Genomic DNA, 15,504 nt, shown 5'->3' with positions numbered 1-15,504 from the left:
GAGGATTACGTCACTCAGCCTTTTTTTAGGTAAATGATAAGTAAAATTTCATTTCTTGATCGTAGCAACCATAATCTGCTCAAGAAATATTCTCGTTTTTCTAAATATACACCTTTAAACTTTAATTATTTAAACCGATAACTCCTATATAGGCAAAGGGGCCTATTTTTTTACAATTCTGTGTTGTATAAGAACTTGGCTTTTTGTGCAGTTTTAATGCAGGATTATTTTGAAAAAGCCCCGTTTGTGCTTGCATAAATTGAGGGGGAGTTTTGATGAAACGCGGTAAGAGCAAAAGTATTAATAAAGTAGTTACGTTAATGTTACTCTTGATTGCATTTATTCCGGTTTTGATAATGTCGATTGATCCATACATAGCTACAAAAAAATTACTGATCAGTCGAAATAATATCAATAAGCAGAGTGCGACAGCAGTAGTTTTGGCTTCAACAGAAAATATGCGTCAATCTACTGAAACAGATTTAAAGAATCTTGCAAGTTTACCTGTTTTCAAGACAAAATTTAATTTAAAAGACATCCGCAGCAGTCTTTCAGCGGCTAAAAAGGGCAATTCGAGCTTGCGAATGATTGAATTTGGAACATCAGATGGACAAACTGTTGCTTTCCAAAAATTACCGACGGGTTTTGATCCGCGAACGAGGCCTTGGTATACGGGGGCTGTCAAGGATAACGGAACGGTTCACTGGACAGCGCCGTATCGTGATGCGACAACAGGCGATTATGTGACAACGGCGTCTATAACAGTGCACAACGGTCAAGGTCAAAGTGCTGTTTTAGGTGTTGATGTGTCATTTAAAGAGGTACAAGAAACTGCCTCAGCATTGAAGATTGGCCGAACAGGAAGCGTCACGCTGCTTTCAAAAGACGGTCGTGTCATTGCGACGGGAGATCCATCTCATTCTGATGGGTATAAGTCGGGTGAAGACATAAGTAAGACTGAATTATTCAAGAAAATGTCAAAAGCTAAAAAAACAAGTGGTGTGATCAATCTTTCCAACTCGAACAGTGTCAGTCAAATATCTTATAATAAGCTTTACCCATCAAGCACGATGTGGGCATATTCGAAAGTTCAAAAGAACGATTTGAATAAGGAGTTAAATACACTATTGATAACGACAGCAACAGCTGCGTTTATTATGCTGATCTTGGTTATAGTAGTGACATTATTTACAACTAAGCTTATTCGAGCAACAGTTGCCGTCTTTACTTCTTATTTCAAACGAGGCAGCGAAGGTGAACTGGTTCCGATCAAAAATGCTGAAAGTGGCAGGGGAAAACTTTTCAGTATAAAAAGAATTGCAAGTAAGGTAGTCGCGCCGGATGAAAATGGTAATGAAATCAACCAAATTTCGGCCCAATACAATAAGATGGTTCGCTCGATAGGAGACCTCATCAAAGAAGTTCAGAATCAAAGTGATAAGGTAGCTGAAAAGGCAGAGTCACTGCTCGAGCTTTCCAAACAAACTAACACAGCCACGGAAGAAGTTGCGCAGACAATTACTGGTATTGCAGAAGTAACAAGTTCGCAGGCTCAGGAAACGCAAAAAAGCGTAGATCTATTCCAAAACTTAGCATCAATTGGTGAGGAATCTGCAGCAAATACTGCAAACTTAGCGGATAAATCAGAAAAATCCAGAATTCTTAACCAGGAAAATATTGAAATTACAAAGGATATTACTAAAGGTTGGGATAATGAGCTAAATAAATTAAAAGAATTGATGAACGGTATTCAGAGTATGGATGACAATATCCAAAATATCACTAAGATAATTAATGTTATTAATGATATTTCACATCGCACAAATTTATTGGCTCTGAATGCTTCGATTGAGGCAGCGACAGCAGGTGAGTCTGGGAAGGGCTTTGCAGTTGTTGCAACCGAGATCAGAAAGTTGTCGGAACAGAGCAAGGAATCAACTAAAGAGATTGAAGAGATTGTTGGTAAGATCCGTGAACAGTCTACAGATATGGTACAGCAAACGTCTGAATCAATCACTGACAGCGATAAGTTAACGGGTAAGATGCAGCGATCTGGAGAATCGACACAGGAAGTCTTTGATAGCAATAAGGAAATAATAGAAGGCATTGAAAAAATCTTTGAGTTTGGCAAACGTCTCGAAGATATTCAAAAACAGGTTCTAGAAAACTTAGAAAACATCTCTGCTTCGACGGAAGAAAATTCGGCGGGGACAGAAGAAGTTTCAGCCAATTCAGAAGAAGTCCTGGCAACAATGGACGAGTTTACTAACCATGTTAGTGCTCTGAAAGATGTTGCAGATGTGTTGAAAAAGAATACAAACAAGTTCGATGTTCAAGATTGATCAAGAAGTGGGTAAAGAGGCTTGTCTCTTGGAACACCATATCATTAAAATTTTGAATGAATGAAGTTCAGATTCAGCTGGAAATTAATTTCTGGCTGAATTTTTTTGCTCTATTTAGCTGAGGGGATAGGTCTTTTGAACTTGATAAGGAGTTTGCGATATATTTTTTGCGCTTGCTGTCGTGAGATAGGCATATGTAGTTTTACTCTAAATTTAAGTGACAACGTATAACTAGAAGGAAGTATGGATGAAAACTGCAAAGAATTGTAAGTTAGAATTGTGCGAGATGGGCATCAATGCGTCGTTTCACAAGTGATAGTATGAGTCGCCCCCATTAATTAATATGGGCGCTGAAAAATAGTGCAACGAAAATAGACCAAAACTCAAGGGCTTTGGTCTATTTTCGTCGGGTATCTTACATAGAGAATGAACCGACTATTGCAGGCTTTTATGAATTATGCTAATAAAATGTTAATTATTTATTCGTTGAATTATTACTTCGACTCTCCGATTTTGAGCGCGGCCGTCAGGTGTGTCATTGGAAGCTTTGGGCTTGTTTTCACCATAAGCTTGAATCGAGACATTGCTTTCAGAAAAAACTTTCTTGGAGACGAAAAAGTTCATTACTGAGATCGCACGTTCAGCACTCAAATTCCAATTGGAAGCAAAGCGACCGTTTTTCCTGATGGGAACGTTATCCGTATAGCCAGCAATAATAACCGGATTATTGTTTAAAACCTGTAAATGTGGCGAAAGGCCTTCTAGGCTCTGCTGTACTTCTGGAGTGAGGTCAGCACTGCCTGAAGCAAACAAGGCATTGCTGTTCATAGTAATATGAATGCCGTCGCTTTGAAGAGTAACACTAACATCGTTCTGTAAGTTTGCTTGTGCAAAATCTGTTTGCAGTTGCTGTCTGACAGTTTCCAGTTGCTTCGTTTCCAGCTGTCGTTGGGTTTTGGCCTCTTGTGCAAGGGCATGGGCTTCACTGCTGGATGTTTTACCTTGCTCTTGTTTCACAACTGCTTTAGTGCCGATGATCGAATCTGATCCAGGCCCAGAACGAGTCGAAAGGATGGAATTGAATTCAGTTTTGATTTGTTGAAACTTCTTATCATCGACTTTAGCCATTGCAAATAAAACGATGAACAAAGCGAGTAGAAGCGTTAGCATATCAGAGTAAGGCAGAAGCCAGCCTTCATCAACTTCCTCTTCTTTTTTTTTCTTTTTCAATGGGTTTCAACACCTTTTTATTCGTCTTCTTTGTCATTTTCGTCGTCATCACTGCTGCGATCACTTGGATCAAGCATGCTGGAGAGCTTTTTTTCGATACTTTTAGATGATTGTCCTGCTTGAATTGCCATAACTCCTTCAAGGATAATCGTTAAAGCCTGCATCTCTTGTTCAGATTTAACCGTTAGACGTGAACTAAAAGGAATTAAAATAACGTATCCGAAGAAGATACCAAACAAGGTTGCTACGAATGCCGATGAAATTGAATGACCTAGTGCATCAACATTGTTTAAATTTCCAAGGGCACCGATTAAACCGATTACGGCTCCTAAAACACCCAAGGTTGGAGATGTACTGCCAGCTGTTTTAAAAATTCCAGCTCCCACGTGGTGTCGTTCTTGAATACCGTCGATCTCATTTTCCATGATTTCACGTATTTGTTCAGGTTCGATTCCGTCGACGACCATTTCAAGACCATTTCTTAAAAATGGGTTTTCTAATTTTTGGACTGGATCCTCTAAAGCCAAAAGGCCGTTACGACGAGCCAGATTTGACATTGTTACTATTTCTTGGATTATTTCAGCATAGTCATAATGCTGATTCTTTACTAGTACACCAAGTATTTTGGGGATCCTTTTTAATTCTTTGCTGGGATAAGAATTGACAATTGCGGCGATTATTCCGACAAAAATGATGATTACTGCTTCAGGGTTGACCAAGACCGCAATACTTGCACCCTTGGCGACCATACCAACAACAATAGCTCCGATCCCTAAAAATATTCCGATGAATAAGAACAAGTCCATTATTAATTCCTCCTAAAACTAAATGACGATACTTGCGTATAAATATTATATCGGTTGAGACAATTGAAAACTTAAGACGGGGTGTTTTAAAAATAGCAAGCACTAGATTTAATGAAAGGGTAATAAAAAGGAATTAAATAAGGGAGATAAGTCGTGCGTGAGGTATTGAGGCATATAAAAGAGTTATATTATATTCTTTTAAGTACAAAATAATAATTCCCATTAGAAATAAGAATAAAATATTATTACTAGAATACGTTTATGTGAATTGTGTTATAACTTAATTCTTTATTGAAACTGCGTGATTTAAAACTTGTCTCCGCATAAAAGCTTATTTAAAAGCATTTTTGATGTTGAAATAATTTTTTCTTTCAAGTATACTTTCTTAAGAATCTTTTAAGAAGACTCGATTTAATATAAAATGTTATCTACTTTTTAACGATTATAATAATAAAGTCAAAAAAATTAACCACATACTTAGGAGGGATCAGATGGGTACATATGATTTGCTAAAACAGGCTATGGATGTTTCGTCTACACGTTCACAGCTTATCTCAAGCAATATTGCGAATGTAAATACAGCTAACTACAAAGCTAAAAGTGTGGATTTTGAAAATCAACTAAACAAGGCATTGGGGTCAGACGGATTTAGTTTAGCCACAACTAATAAAAGACACCTTCAGTCGTCTGATCTTGTGACACCGACTATCAAAACAAATTCTGGTACAAGTGTTAAGGAAAACGGCAATAATGTTGATCTTGATGTTGAGATGATGAATCAAGCTACTAATGGTTTGTATTACAGTGCCTTAGTTTCACAATTGAACGGACGTTATCAGATGATGAACTATGTTTTGAACCATTAGAGAAAGAAGGTAAAAGTTGATGAGCATTTTCAATGGCTTGGCAATAAATACCAGTGGATTGGCGCTGGAACGGTTAAAACTAGATACGATTTCGACCAATATCGCGAATGTGAATACCACGAGGACTGCTGAAGGCGGTCCATACAAGCGCAAATCGGTGGAGTTTTCTGAAAATTTAAAGAATGCGCAGCAGACTGACTCTACTGGGACGCAGCTTAAAGGGACACCGCAGAGTTATGGGGTTAAGGTCACCGGAATTCAGACGGACAATACTGAAAAAACCAGTTATGATCCTTCCAATCCCGACGCTGATAAAAATGGCTATGTTCGAATGTCTAATGTCAATATGGCCGACGAGATGGTCGATATGATTCAAGCCATGCGGACTTATGAAGCTAATACTTCAGCAGCTGAGATGAATAAGACCATGCTAAAGAAAGCTTTGGAGATATCGAAGGATTAAGAAATGAGGGCAAAACATGAATGGATTAACAAGTGTTTCTGGTTTACAGAACTACCAAAAGGCATTAGAAGGTGTGACGGATCTAAACAAATCCTCTGTTCTAGGAACACAGAGCAGTGGCAAACAATTTGGTGATTATCTTTCAGATGCTGTTTCAAGTTTAAACAGCAATATGAAGGTCATGGACAAAGGAACTACCGACATGATCAAGGGGGATCAAAGTGATTTAGGGAGCATTATGACCAAGATGACTGAAACCCAGCTATCACTGCAGACAGCAGTCCAAGTGCGAAATAAGTGTCTTGATGCATACAATGATCTCAAAAATATGCAATTCTAAAGGCCTATTGGAGGAAATGACTAAGTGTTTGATAAATTAAAAAATGGGTTGGGACGGTTAAGAGATCGCTGGCAATCACAGAGTCGTATAAAAAAAGTGTCGCTTTCACTTGCACTTATCAGTGTTTTTGTTGTTATTGGTATTGTTTATTACATGAACACCAGAATTCAATATGGTGTACTGTTTACGGATTTAAGTGATGCGGATGCTGGAACAGTTACGAAAGAGCTGAAGAGTGAAAATATTCCATACAAATTAACGGACGATGGAAAAACGATTATGATCGATCAGAGCAAGGTTGATCAAACGCGAATTGATCTGGCTGTTGATAACAAACTGCCGAACAGTTCAACTGGATTTGAATTGTTCGATAGTACGAATGTTATGACAACAGATGAAGATCGCAAGGTCATGTACCAGCGGGCAGTGACTGGTGAGCTGGAACGAGCGATCGAATCGCTTAATGAAGTTGAAAAAGCAAAGGTCATGCTTGTAACACCAAAACAAAGCGTTTTTGATGATGACGGAAAAGAAAAAAAAGCTAAAGCATCTGTTGTATTAACGCTTAAAGGAAGCGGGATTACCGATTCAGCTGTTCAAGGAATCGTTGCACTGACTGCTGGAGCGGTCGAAAATCTGAGCCCGCAGAATGTCAAAGTTGTAGATAGCAATGGACAATTGTTGTCAGGTAACAGTAGCGATGATAATCAGATGTCAAATTACAGCACAAAGTACATGGGGATCCAAAAGGCCTATGAAAAAATGCTGGAAGATAAGATTAACAAGCTGCTCCGACCGATATACGGGACTAATAAACTTCGAGTTTCAGTCAATCTTGATTTGAATTTTGACTCAATCGAAAGAAAAATGGTTACATACAATAATCCTAAGATCAGAAGCGAAAATGTCCAGACGACTGGAAACGGTCAGGCGACACAGAATACACAAACGGGCGAGGCGAATAACAATGCTTCTAACGTAACAGGAAGCAGCAGCAGTAGTGATAACGGTTCTTACAGCCGAAGTGTTAATAATGAATTAGATACACAGACAACAAAGATCATCAGTGCACCGGGCTCAATCAAGAGAATGACGAGCTCAGTTGTAGTCAACGGAGACTTGTCTCAAAATGACCAGAATCAAATCAAGACGCTTGTTTCTTCAGCTATCGGCTTCGACCAAGGGCGAGGAGATGCGATCAATGTTCAGGGTATTGATTTTGTAAAGCACAGAAAGAGTACGAATGATAATACAAAATCTAAGAAGAAAAAGTCAAATCTTTGGTTATACGTGGGAGCTGGTGCAGGGGCATTATTGCTGATCGGTTCGATTATAGGCACTATCTTGATTATCAGGAAGAGACGTCAGAACAACGAGGATGAATACTACGAGGATGCGGATGTAACACAACCAACAACCCCACAAGACGAAGAAAACCTCGAAGAACAGTCAGAGAAAAAAAGTGCAGAAGATAAAAAGGCGTTGGAGCTCGCGGCTAAGCGTGAAAGGGCCCAAAAAGACAAGGATGAGAAGGCAAAAGAATATGCTGACAAGCATCCTGAAGAAGTAGCCGATCTTCTTAAAGCATGGATGAAAGAAAAATAGATTTGAGGTAAGCGAAATGGATTCAATCGAAGGTATTAAAAAGGCAGCAATCTTATTGATTTCGCTTGGGTCGGAAACATCATCTAAGATCATGAAGCTGCTTCCAGAAAACTTTATTCAAAAAGTGAGTTATGAAATTGCAAATACGGATGCTGTTAGTCCTGAACAGCGCGAGAAAGTCTTGGAAGAATTTGTTAATACGGCTGCGGCAAAACAATATGTCCTGGATGGCGGGATCGATTACGCTAAGAATTTATTAAATCAAGCTCTAGGGCCTCAAAAGGCAAAGGAGATCATTGATCTTTTAAATCAAATCCAGTTAAGGGAAAGACCATTCAATATTGCACGTAAAGCTGATACGCAGCAGCTGGTCAATCTGTTGGTTGATGAGCATCCACAAACAGTGGCGTTGATTATGTGCTATATGCAGCCAGATAAAGCTGCAGATGTTTTATCACAATTTCCGATGGATTTTCAGGTAGATGTTGCGGAGCGCATTGGGACAATAACAAGTACTTCACCTAAAATTGTCAAAAGAATTGAGAAGGTCATTGAGAATAAATTCTCAAATTACGCTGAAAACGATACTGAAAATGTCGGTGGTGTTCACACCTTAGTTGATATCTTGAACTCGGCAAGTCGAAGTACTGAGAAGAACATTATTAATGATCTGGATGTTCGCCAACCCGAGTTGGCTAGTGAAGTTAAGGCTAGTCTCTTCACTTTTGAAGATATTATTACGCTTGAAAAAATGGATGTTCAAAAAGTTTTGCGTGATGTTGACAATGACGTTCTTGTGCTGGCCTTGAAGGGAACAACTGAGGATATTCAAAACTTTATCTTCGAAAATCTTTCGAGTCGTGCAGTTGAGAATCTTAAAGAGGAACTTGAGTTTATGGGACCAACACGTTTGTCGGCAGTTGAAGAAGCACAGCAAACTATTGTTGGAGTTATCCGTAAGCTAGATGAAGCGGGTGAGATTTATATTGGAAGAGGGGAGCAGGATGCAGTTATCAAATAATAATCTGTTAAAGCAAACCAGTATTTCAAAGAATAAAAGCTCAAAATCAATTGTCACCAAGGCTGTTGCTAAGCCGCATGCAAAAAAGAAGAAGCGATCGCCTAAAGATGCGTTTAACACAAGCGAGCTGAGCGCAAGCCAGCAAAAAAGTATGGAGATCATCAGGCAGAAGATACTTGGTAACGCTAAAGAAGAAGCGGCTAGGATCAAAGAAACAGCTTATCAGCAGGCCAAAGAAGAAGGTTATCAGGATGGTTATCAAGCAGGTGAGCTTGAGGGCAAAAAGGCTGCGCAAGAGCTGACAGAACAAGCAAAAAGAAATTTGGCCGAAACAATCGACAGTACGAAGCAATACGTCGCAGCAGAGCGGAACAGGATCATTTCTTTTGCGATTGAAATGACGGAGATACTGGTAAAACATGAGTTGGACAAAAATAGTGAAGAATTACTGCCATTGCTTGATCCGATTCTGTTCAAGCTTGAGAAACCAGATCAGGTAATCACGATTCACGCTAATCCACGCTACCATGAAGTATTGGTAAAGAAAATGGAAGCAAAGAAAAGGGAGACAGCTAACTTAAGATACATTGTACTAGACAATCTGAAACTGTCACCATATGAAATAACAGTGGAGTCCACGGAATCATTTGAAACATTTGATCTTCAAGAAGAATTGCGCAAATTTCTACAGCAAATACAGGAAACTGAGTGATCGATATGGAATTTAAACTGAATTTAGATGATTATCTTGAAAAAGCAAAAGAGCATGAATTCTATACCTCGTATGGCAAGGTTAGTGAAATTGTCGGATTGATTATTAAAGTTGAAGGCATGGATGTTTTCATGGGAGAAATCTGCAAGGTTATGATCAGTAGCGGCAAAAAAGTTGCCTTGACAGAAGTTGTTGGTTTTATCAAGGAGACAGTGCTGCTAATGCCGTTGGATGAACTTGAAGGAATCGGCCCCGGATGCTTGGTCAAAGCAACAGGTAAAGTTTTAACGGTTAGAGTCAGCGATGAATTGTTGGGGCATACGCTTGATGGTTTAGGAAGACCTTTTGACCATGAGATAGACACAATGAAACTGACTGATTATCCAGTTATTCAAGATTCACCTGATCCGTTCCAGCGCAAGAAAATCGATGCAATTCTAAGTACAGGTGTCAGAGCAATTGATGGTCTATTGACAGTCGGTGAGGGACAGCGAATAGGGGTTTTTGCAGGCAGTGGTGTCGGTAAAAGCACACTTTTAGGCATGATTGCCAAGTATTGTGAGGCAGACGTGATTGTCATTGGTTTGATCGGCGAACGTGGCCGTGAGGTCAAAGAATTTATCGAAAATGATTTGGGGCCAGAGGGATATCGTAAATCAGTTGTTGTCTGTGCTACCTCGGATATGCCGCCGCTTGTTCGTTTGAAGGGAGCCCACGTTGCGACTGCAATTGCTGAATATTATCGTGATCAAGGGAAGAAAGTAGTGCTCATGATGGATTCAGTTACTCGTTTCGCGATGGCACAGAGGGAAATCGGGTTATCGACAGGAGAACCGCCAACTACCAAAGGGTATACTCCTTCGGTTTTTGCGGCCCTTCCTAAGTTACTTGAGCGGAGTGGCACCTCCAGTAAGGGATCGATTACAGCATTTTATACTGTTTTGGTTGAAGGTGATGATATGAATGAACCGATCGCTGATGCAGTTCGTGGGATTCTTGACGGTCATATCATTCTTTCACGTAAAATAGCGGCGCACAACCATTATCCAGCCATTGATGTTCAAAACAGCCTAAGCCGATTGATGAAGTCACTAGTCGATGACCAGCATTACCAGCATGCAAGCGAATTGCGCGAAAACATGTCTGTTTACGCTGATTCAAAGGACTTGATCGATATTGGTGCTTATAAAGCAGGATCGAATGCAGTTATCGATTATGCTATTTCATTGCATCATCCGATTGATGATTTTCTCTGCCAAAAGGTTGATGAACATTCCACATATGAACAAACGTTAAATCAATTAAATGAGCTGTTTAGTGATGTAACTTCACTTGAAGGACAGCGGCAATAGTGGCTTGAGGGAGGAGATCAATCATCAAACGATTTGAATTTTCATTAGGGAATATCCTTGAATATCGAAAACAGAATGAGCAGCGCATCAAGCGAAACTATACTGCACTTCGCCAAGAACTATCCAGCAAGGAAAACGAAGCAGAAAGATTAAGTATCGAGAAATTTAACCTGATGGACGTCGGTGAATTGACTGTTGGCAGGATGCAAGTTCAGCAACGCTATCTGATTGAGCTTGACCGGCGCATTGGAGAGATAAAAACAGAATCGCTTGAGTTGCAAAATAAAGTTGAGATGGCCCTTCAAGAAGTTGTCCAGGCACAAAAAGAACGCAAGGTACTTGAAAAGCTCGAAGAGAAACAACACTTGGTATATCTTCAGGAAATTAAACATGAGGAACAAAAGCAACTAGATGAAATGGGAAACCGCTCCAAGTTTGCTTTTTAATATTGAAGGGAGGTGAATAAATGCAAAAAATAAGTACTAAAGACATTAGCGTTTCTGCTTCGGGTATTGATGGAACGACAGCCGCTGAGACAAAGGATGCTGGCAGTTTCAAAAAGATACTAAAAAAATGCAGCACTAAGAAAACTGCTTCAGCGATCCAGCAGACGATGAAGGAACAACAGCTCGACAAAAAGCAGAAAGCGCTGCTTGAAGAAGGCACGGATGGACGAGCGCCGAAAAATTCGTCGGACAATAAACAAGTTGATGCAGACGCGAAAGCGACAGTCGCAGTGTCTGCAAAGAAAGATGAAGACGAAGGAGAAAAAAACAAGTCGGTTGTTGGAGAACAAACTTTATTAACAGCAACAATGCAAGAAACTTTGCCAGTACAACCAGTATTGTCAGCGGGCACAGGCGAAAAGGTGGGGCAGTCCGCCGCAAGTACAGATTCAAAGAGTGACAAGCAGGATAAGTGTACAATAACTGCTGCAACAAATGAAAAGGCAATTCAGGTTTCCAGTACACAAACAGAAATAGCGGATGAGACCCAGCCAGAAACGGCGGGTATCCAAGATGATGCTAAGTCTTCAGCAGAAAATCAGCCTATGGCTCAAGTAGCAGGAACAGCAGATGGCAAAAAAAATCCTGAAGCTGCTGCTGGTACGAAAGTAACAGGAACCTCTGATAATGAAAAACAGAAGTTGAGAGTCGGCTCTGATGGTCAAAATGCCGAAAAGCCAAAAGCAGCGGGAAAAATAACAGCGAACGAGGTATTAAAAGCTGTTAAGACAGATGAAGTAACTGCAGAAACTGGTCAGAAAACACAGGAAAATATTCCAAATGAGACAAAAGCAGATGCAACGACACCTCAGAATGAGCAAAAAGAGCCAGCGAATATTCCAGTGGATGAGATTAATGGGGCTGAAAAAAATTTAAATGCAAAAAATTATAAAAATTTGAGTACCGAAAATTTAGACAATACGAGTACAAAAGCACTTAAATTTGGAGTTTCAGATAATACACAAAATCCGGCAATCGAATTGCAAAATGAGGGGGCAAATGCCGCTGAAAAAAATTCTGTAAAGTATGATGATGAATTGGCGGCTGATATTACCCAAAATTCCGGTGGAGTTTCTGACAATACTGTGGAAAAAACAAGTACTAAAGGTCCAACAGTTGTTAAACAAATTGTAGTCGGACAGCTTACTGCTGTTGAAACGCAAAACCCACTTGTTGTTGATCTGCGTCCAAGTGGACAGACATCGGCAAGTGTGACAACAAGTACGGCAGCAGAAAATGGAAATTTGTTGAGCGCAGAGCAGACTTCTGAAATAGCACGTCCAATCGTACAAGATTTAAAGACAATGACTAATGGGGCAAACAAGTCACTGACATTGCAGCTGTTGCCTGAAAATCTGGGAAAAGTCAGAGTTTCCTTGAGTGTGACAGAACAGCAGGTGCGCTTGGAATTTAAAGTCCAAAGTGAACATACGAAACAGTTGTTGGAATCTATTTCAACTAAACTGGAGCAAGTTTTGAAAAATCAAGATACAGGTAACGGGACGGTTGGTGCGAAAGAAAACACTACGCAAGTTAATAATTTCGATTCACTCCAGCTGGACCTTTTGAACCAGCAGTCTTCGCAAAGGCAATTCGAGCAGCGAACCTTCAAACGGCATGCTAAGGGAAGTCTTTATCAAGAAAAATTGGAAGCACAGAAGATAAAGAAAGAGACAAAAGAAGAAAAAAGCAAAAGTACAATCAGTATTTTAGCTTAATAAGGGAGATTGTATATATTGAACAACACGATATCTGATGCTGTTCCATCAATTGCTGATGCAACGGCTTATAATACCACCAAAAATTCTTCAGGCGTTTCGATGGAGTCTTTTCTTAAAATCATGGCTGCATCGATGAGCAACCCTTCAATGAGTGGTAGTGATTCGGGAAGCAGCGGTAGCGGAACAGACTATGTTTCACAGCTTGCGCAATTCACGACACTTGATCAATTGAACGCCATGGGGAAAAACCTTACAAGCTCTGTTATGATCATGCAACAGCAGGAAGCATTTAACCTTTTAGGCAAGAATGTCACGCTCAATGACGGTGGCAGCAATATTACCGGCAAAGTTGATAAAGTCCGTTTTGAGAATGGTTATGCAACCTTAGTTGTAAACAACAAAGAATACAGTATGAGTACCTTGAATGAGGTTGGGTGATTCGATCGATGTCAATGGAGATTTCACGGGTCCATACTTCAGCACTGGCGGCGCAGAATACTGTTTCATCAAAAAAAGAACAGAGTAATGAGCTCTTTTCAAAAGTTCTGGATGAAAAAAAGCAGAATCTTAAGATTTCAAATCATGCACGTAAACGGCTAACGGCACGAGATATGCACCTTCATAATGATGATTATCAGCAAATCTCAAATGCCTTGACTGAATTGGAACAAAAAGGCAGTAAGGAGTCACTCCTGCTGTACAAAGATATGGGATTGATTGCAAATATTCATAACCGAACGATCATTACAGCAATGAACATGCAAGAAATTAATACAGTAACCAACATAGATAGCACAAAATTTATAAAGTAAATAGCTGGACTGAAAAGGGGCTATTGCATTTTCCGAATGACAGAAGAAGATGCGGCAAATTAATAGGGGGAATAATAATGTTAAGATCACTTTACTCAGGCGTTAGCGGAATGAAAAACTTACAGACAAAAATGGATGTGGTGTCAAATAACATTGCAAACGTAAATACAACAGGTTATAAATCAAGCCGTGTATCTTTTCAGGATATGGTGAGTCAAACAATGTCGAATGCGACCGCGCCCACTGGCAATGGCGGCGGAATCAACGGTAAACAGATCGGTTTAGGGGTTCAAACGGGCTCAATTGACACTTCAACAGGCGCAGGGGCACCACAATCGACAGGAAATCCGACAGATTTGTATATTGGCGGTGAGGGTTATTTTGTGGTCCGCAATGCTGACAATGGCACATATTATACAAGAGACGGATCTTTTAAACTCGATGCTAATGGAACTCTTGTCAATTCAGGCGGTTTGAAAGTGATGGGATATGCTACTTCAGGCGGTGCACAAGTTGAAGGCGGAACACCAACTTACAGTGGAACTGCTACTCCAATTACGATTGCTTCACAAATTGGGGGCCAGAATTACAGCAACAACTCATTAGCGGTTGACGAGAATGGGACAGTTACTGCTAAGTATGGCAGTCAGACTTATGTGATTGGTAAAGTAGAGTTAGCAACATTCTTCAATCCGGGCGGTTTGCAGAAGATGGGGGGAAATAACTACGCAGCAACGGCTAACTCGGGTGCAGCAGTTCTGGGTCAGGCTGGGGAAAACGGCAGTGGAAATATTCAATCTGGTAAGCTCGAGATGTCCAATGTTGACCTTTCAAATGAATTTACAGAAATGATCATTGCAAACCGTGCATATCAAGCAAATGCAAGAAGTATCACAACATCGGACGAAATGCTGCAGGAATTAATTAATTTAAAGAGATAGTCGGGTAATTTTAAATAACAATTTATAAAAAAGGGTGGATGTCTATGATTGCTTTGGTTTCTATGAATGGTCATCAGTTTTATTTGAATCCTGATTTAATTTACCGCATTGAAGAAACACCTGATACTGTAGTGATCTTGACTGATGGTAAGACTTTGATTGTTAAGCAATCTGCGGAAGAGATTGTTGACCGGATTATTGAATATCGGAGAAAAGTCTTTCGGGAACTCCCAAAAGACGAAAGAAAATAAGAGATAGAGTTGGTGACATATGGCAAAAGAAAATGAAGAAACAGAAGGTCGTAAAAAAAGCGGAGTGAAGTGGATCATTATTCTCCCCTTGATTTTGATTATTGCTGTAGGAGGCGGGATCGGCGGAACTCTCTTAACTTCGAAGTTTCTTGCGAATGAGAAGACCGAAGCAGCTAAAAAAAGCAGCGATACTGCTAAGATTTCCAGTAAACAAGTTATCGTACCGGTTAAAAAGTTTTTGGTTAATTTGGCAGATGACGGTTCGGGTTCAGATAAGTATGCACGTGTTTCACTTTCACTTTTAGTGGCTAATTCAGATAATAGCAAGAGTATTAAGAAAAACACAGCAGTTGTCCGTGATAGTGTGATTAATGTTTTACGTCAAAAGAAGGCATCAGATATTTTGAATTCTGCGGACAGTATCCCGAATCTGAAAAATGAGTTAAAGAATAATATTAATCGATCTTATGGGCAGCAAATTGTGCAAGAGGTGTTTGTGACAGACCTAGTTGTGCAGTAAAGGAGGGGAGGCCCGC

Annotated in this window: 17 protein-coding genes; 15 read left to right on the top strand and 2 right to left on the bottom strand. The window is 39.9% G+C overall.

The window, feature by feature from the left end; all coding sequences use genetic code 11:
- The first annotated feature begins 275 nt into the window (after positions 1 to 275).
- On the top strand, positions 276 to 2,342 hold the full coding sequence (locus FC19_RS02690; RefSeq protein WP_057875454.1) for a methyl-accepting chemotaxis protein: 2,067 nt from the start codon (positions 276 to 278) through the stop codon (positions 2,340 to 2,342).
- A 471-nt stretch (positions 2,343 to 2,813) separates the two neighbouring features.
- On the opposite strand, the gene FC19_RS02685 is transcribed toward FC19_RS02690, so the two are convergent.
- Positions 2,814 to 3,572 carry an OmpA/MotB family protein gene (locus tag FC19_RS02685; protein ID WP_057875453.1) on the bottom strand — a complete coding sequence of 253 codons (759 nt, stop codon included), beginning with the start codon at positions 3,570 to 3,572 and terminating at the stop codon, positions 2,814 to 2,816.
- A 17-nt stretch (positions 3,573 to 3,589) separates the two neighbouring features.
- A complete protein-coding gene (gene motA / locus FC19_RS02680; protein ID WP_057875452.1) occupies positions 3,590 to 4,378 on the bottom strand; it encodes a flagellar motor stator protein MotA in 789 nt (262 codons plus the stop codon).
- A 491-nt stretch (positions 4,379 to 4,869) separates the two neighbouring features.
- Here motA and flgB point away from each other — a divergent pair, with 491 nt between their 5' ends.
- From flgB to FC19_RS02610, 14 genes are all read left to right on the top strand, one after another.
- Positions 4,870 to 5,244, top strand: a complete 375-nt coding sequence (gene flgB / locus FC19_RS02675; RefSeq protein ID WP_057875451.1) for a flagellar basal body rod protein FlgB — start codon at positions 4,870 to 4,872, stop codon at positions 5,242 to 5,244.
- Positions 5,245 to 5,263: 19 nt separating this feature from the next.
- Positions 5,264 to 5,707 carry a flagellar basal body rod protein FlgC gene (gene flgC, locus FC19_RS02670; protein ID WP_057875450.1) on the top strand — a complete coding sequence of 148 codons (444 nt, stop codon included), beginning with the start codon at positions 5,264 to 5,266 and terminating at the stop codon, positions 5,705 to 5,707.
- Between the two features lie 16 nt (positions 5,708 to 5,723).
- Positions 5,724 to 6,047 carry a flagellar hook-basal body complex protein FliE gene (gene fliE / locus FC19_RS02665; protein ID WP_057875449.1) on the top strand — a complete coding sequence of 108 codons (324 nt, stop codon included), beginning with the start codon at positions 5,724 to 5,726 and terminating at the stop codon, positions 6,045 to 6,047.
- Positions 6,048 to 6,071: 24 nt separating this feature from the next.
- Positions 6,072 to 7,652, top strand: a complete 1,581-nt coding sequence (gene fliF, locus FC19_RS02660; RefSeq protein WP_057875448.1) for a flagellar basal-body MS-ring/collar protein FliF — start codon at positions 6,072 to 6,074, stop codon at positions 7,650 to 7,652.
- Between the two features lie 16 nt (positions 7,653 to 7,668).
- The gene (gene fliG / locus FC19_RS02655; protein ID WP_057736858.1) at positions 7,669 to 8,673 is read left to right on the top strand and encodes a flagellar motor switch protein FliG; all 1,005 of its coding nucleotides are present in this window, start codon (positions 7,669 to 7,671) and stop codon (positions 8,671 to 8,673) included.
- Entirely contained in the window at positions 8,657 to 9,385 is a 729-nt protein-coding gene (locus tag FC19_RS02650; protein ID WP_057875447.1) for a FliH/SctL family protein, read from the top strand. The genes fliG and FC19_RS02650 overlap by 17 nt, the downstream gene beginning before the upstream one ends.
- Positions 9,386 to 9,390: 5 nt before the next feature.
- A complete protein-coding gene (gene fliI / locus FC19_RS02645) occupies positions 9,391 to 10,737 on the top strand; it encodes a flagellar protein export ATPase FliI (RefSeq protein WP_057875586.1) in 1,347 nt (448 codons plus the stop codon).
- A gap of 20 nt (positions 10,738 to 10,757) precedes the next feature.
- Entirely contained in the window at positions 10,758 to 11,183 is a 426-nt protein-coding gene (gene fliJ, locus FC19_RS11295) for a flagellar export protein FliJ (protein ID WP_083488303.1), read from the top strand.
- A gap of 20 nt (positions 11,184 to 11,203) precedes the next feature.
- A complete protein-coding gene (locus FC19_RS02635; protein WP_057875445.1) occupies positions 11,204 to 12,961 on the top strand; it encodes a flagellar hook-length control protein FliK in 1,758 nt (585 codons plus the stop codon).
- Between the two features lie 18 nt (positions 12,962 to 12,979).
- Positions 12,980 to 13,402 (top strand): flagellar hook capping FlgD N-terminal domain-containing protein, encoded by a 423-nt coding sequence (locus FC19_RS02630; protein WP_057736877.1) that lies wholly within the window; start codon positions 12,980 to 12,982, stop codon positions 13,400 to 13,402.
- Between the two features lie 8 nt (positions 13,403 to 13,410).
- Complete coding sequence (locus FC19_RS02625) at positions 13,411 to 13,776, top strand: hypothetical protein (protein ID WP_057875444.1); 366 nt, start codon at positions 13,411 to 13,413, stop codon at positions 13,774 to 13,776.
- Positions 13,777 to 13,853: 77 nt separating this feature from the next.
- Complete coding sequence (locus FC19_RS02620) at positions 13,854 to 14,717, top strand: flagellar hook-basal body complex protein (RefSeq protein WP_057875443.1); 864 nt, start codon at positions 13,854 to 13,856, stop codon at positions 14,715 to 14,717.
- 44 nt (positions 14,718 to 14,761) lie between these two features.
- Positions 14,762 to 14,968: a flagellar FlbD family protein gene (locus FC19_RS02615; protein WP_057875442.1), complete on the top strand. Its 207-nt coding sequence runs from the start codon at positions 14,762 to 14,764 to the stop codon at positions 14,966 to 14,968.
- 19 nt (positions 14,969 to 14,987) lie between these two features.
- Entirely contained in the window at positions 14,988 to 15,488 is a 501-nt protein-coding gene (locus FC19_RS02610) for a flagellar basal body-associated FliL family protein (protein ID WP_057875441.1), read from the top strand.
- Positions 15,489 to 15,504 lie beyond the last annotated feature (16 nt).

This window comes from Liquorilactobacillus aquaticus DSM 21051, assembly GCF_001436755.1.
Classification (GTDB): domain Bacteria; phylum Bacillota; class Bacilli; order Lactobacillales; family Lactobacillaceae; genus Liquorilactobacillus; species Liquorilactobacillus aquaticus.
Note: the sequence above shows the minus strand (reverse complement) of the source record. Positions and strands in the feature narration are given on the sequence as shown.

Coding starts and splice junctions, on each gene's coding strand:
- FC19_RS02690 (WP_057875454.1), top strand. CDS start 276: ATGAAACGCGGTAAGAGCAAAAGTATTAATAAAGTAGTTACGTTAATG.
- motA (WP_057875452.1), bottom strand. CDS start 4,378: ATGGACTTGTTCTTATTCATCGGAATATTTTTAGGGATCGGAGCTATT.
- flgB (WP_057875451.1), top strand. CDS start 4,870: ATGGGTACATATGATTTGCTAAAACAGGCTATGGATGTTTCGTCTACA.
- flgC (WP_057875450.1), top strand. CDS start 5,264: ATGAGCATTTTCAATGGCTTGGCAATAAATACCAGTGGATTGGCGCTG.
- fliE (WP_057875449.1), top strand. CDS start 5,724: ATGAATGGATTAACAAGTGTTTCTGGTTTACAGAACTACCAAAAGGCA.
- fliG (WP_057736858.1), top strand. CDS start 7,669: ATGGATTCAATCGAAGGTATTAAAAAGGCAGCAATCTTATTGATTTCG.
- FC19_RS02650 (WP_057875447.1), top strand. CDS start 8,657: ATGCAGTTATCAAATAATAATCTGTTAAAGCAAACCAGTATTTCAAAG.
- fliI (WP_057875586.1), top strand. CDS start 9,391: ATGGAATTTAAACTGAATTTAGATGATTATCTTGAAAAAGCAAAAGAG.
- FC19_RS02635 (WP_057875445.1), top strand. CDS start 11,204: ATGCAAAAAATAAGTACTAAAGACATTAGCGTTTCTGCTTCGGGTATT.
- FC19_RS02625 (WP_057875444.1), top strand. CDS start 13,411: ATGTCAATGGAGATTTCACGGGTCCATACTTCAGCACTGGCGGCGCAG.
- FC19_RS02620 (WP_057875443.1), top strand. CDS start 13,854: ATGTTAAGATCACTTTACTCAGGCGTTAGCGGAATGAAAAACTTACAG.
- FC19_RS02615 (WP_057875442.1), top strand. CDS start 14,762: ATGATTGCTTTGGTTTCTATGAATGGTCATCAGTTTTATTTGAATCCT.
- FC19_RS02610 (WP_057875441.1), top strand. CDS start 14,988: ATGGCAAAAGAAAATGAAGAAACAGAAGGTCGTAAAAAAAGCGGAGTG.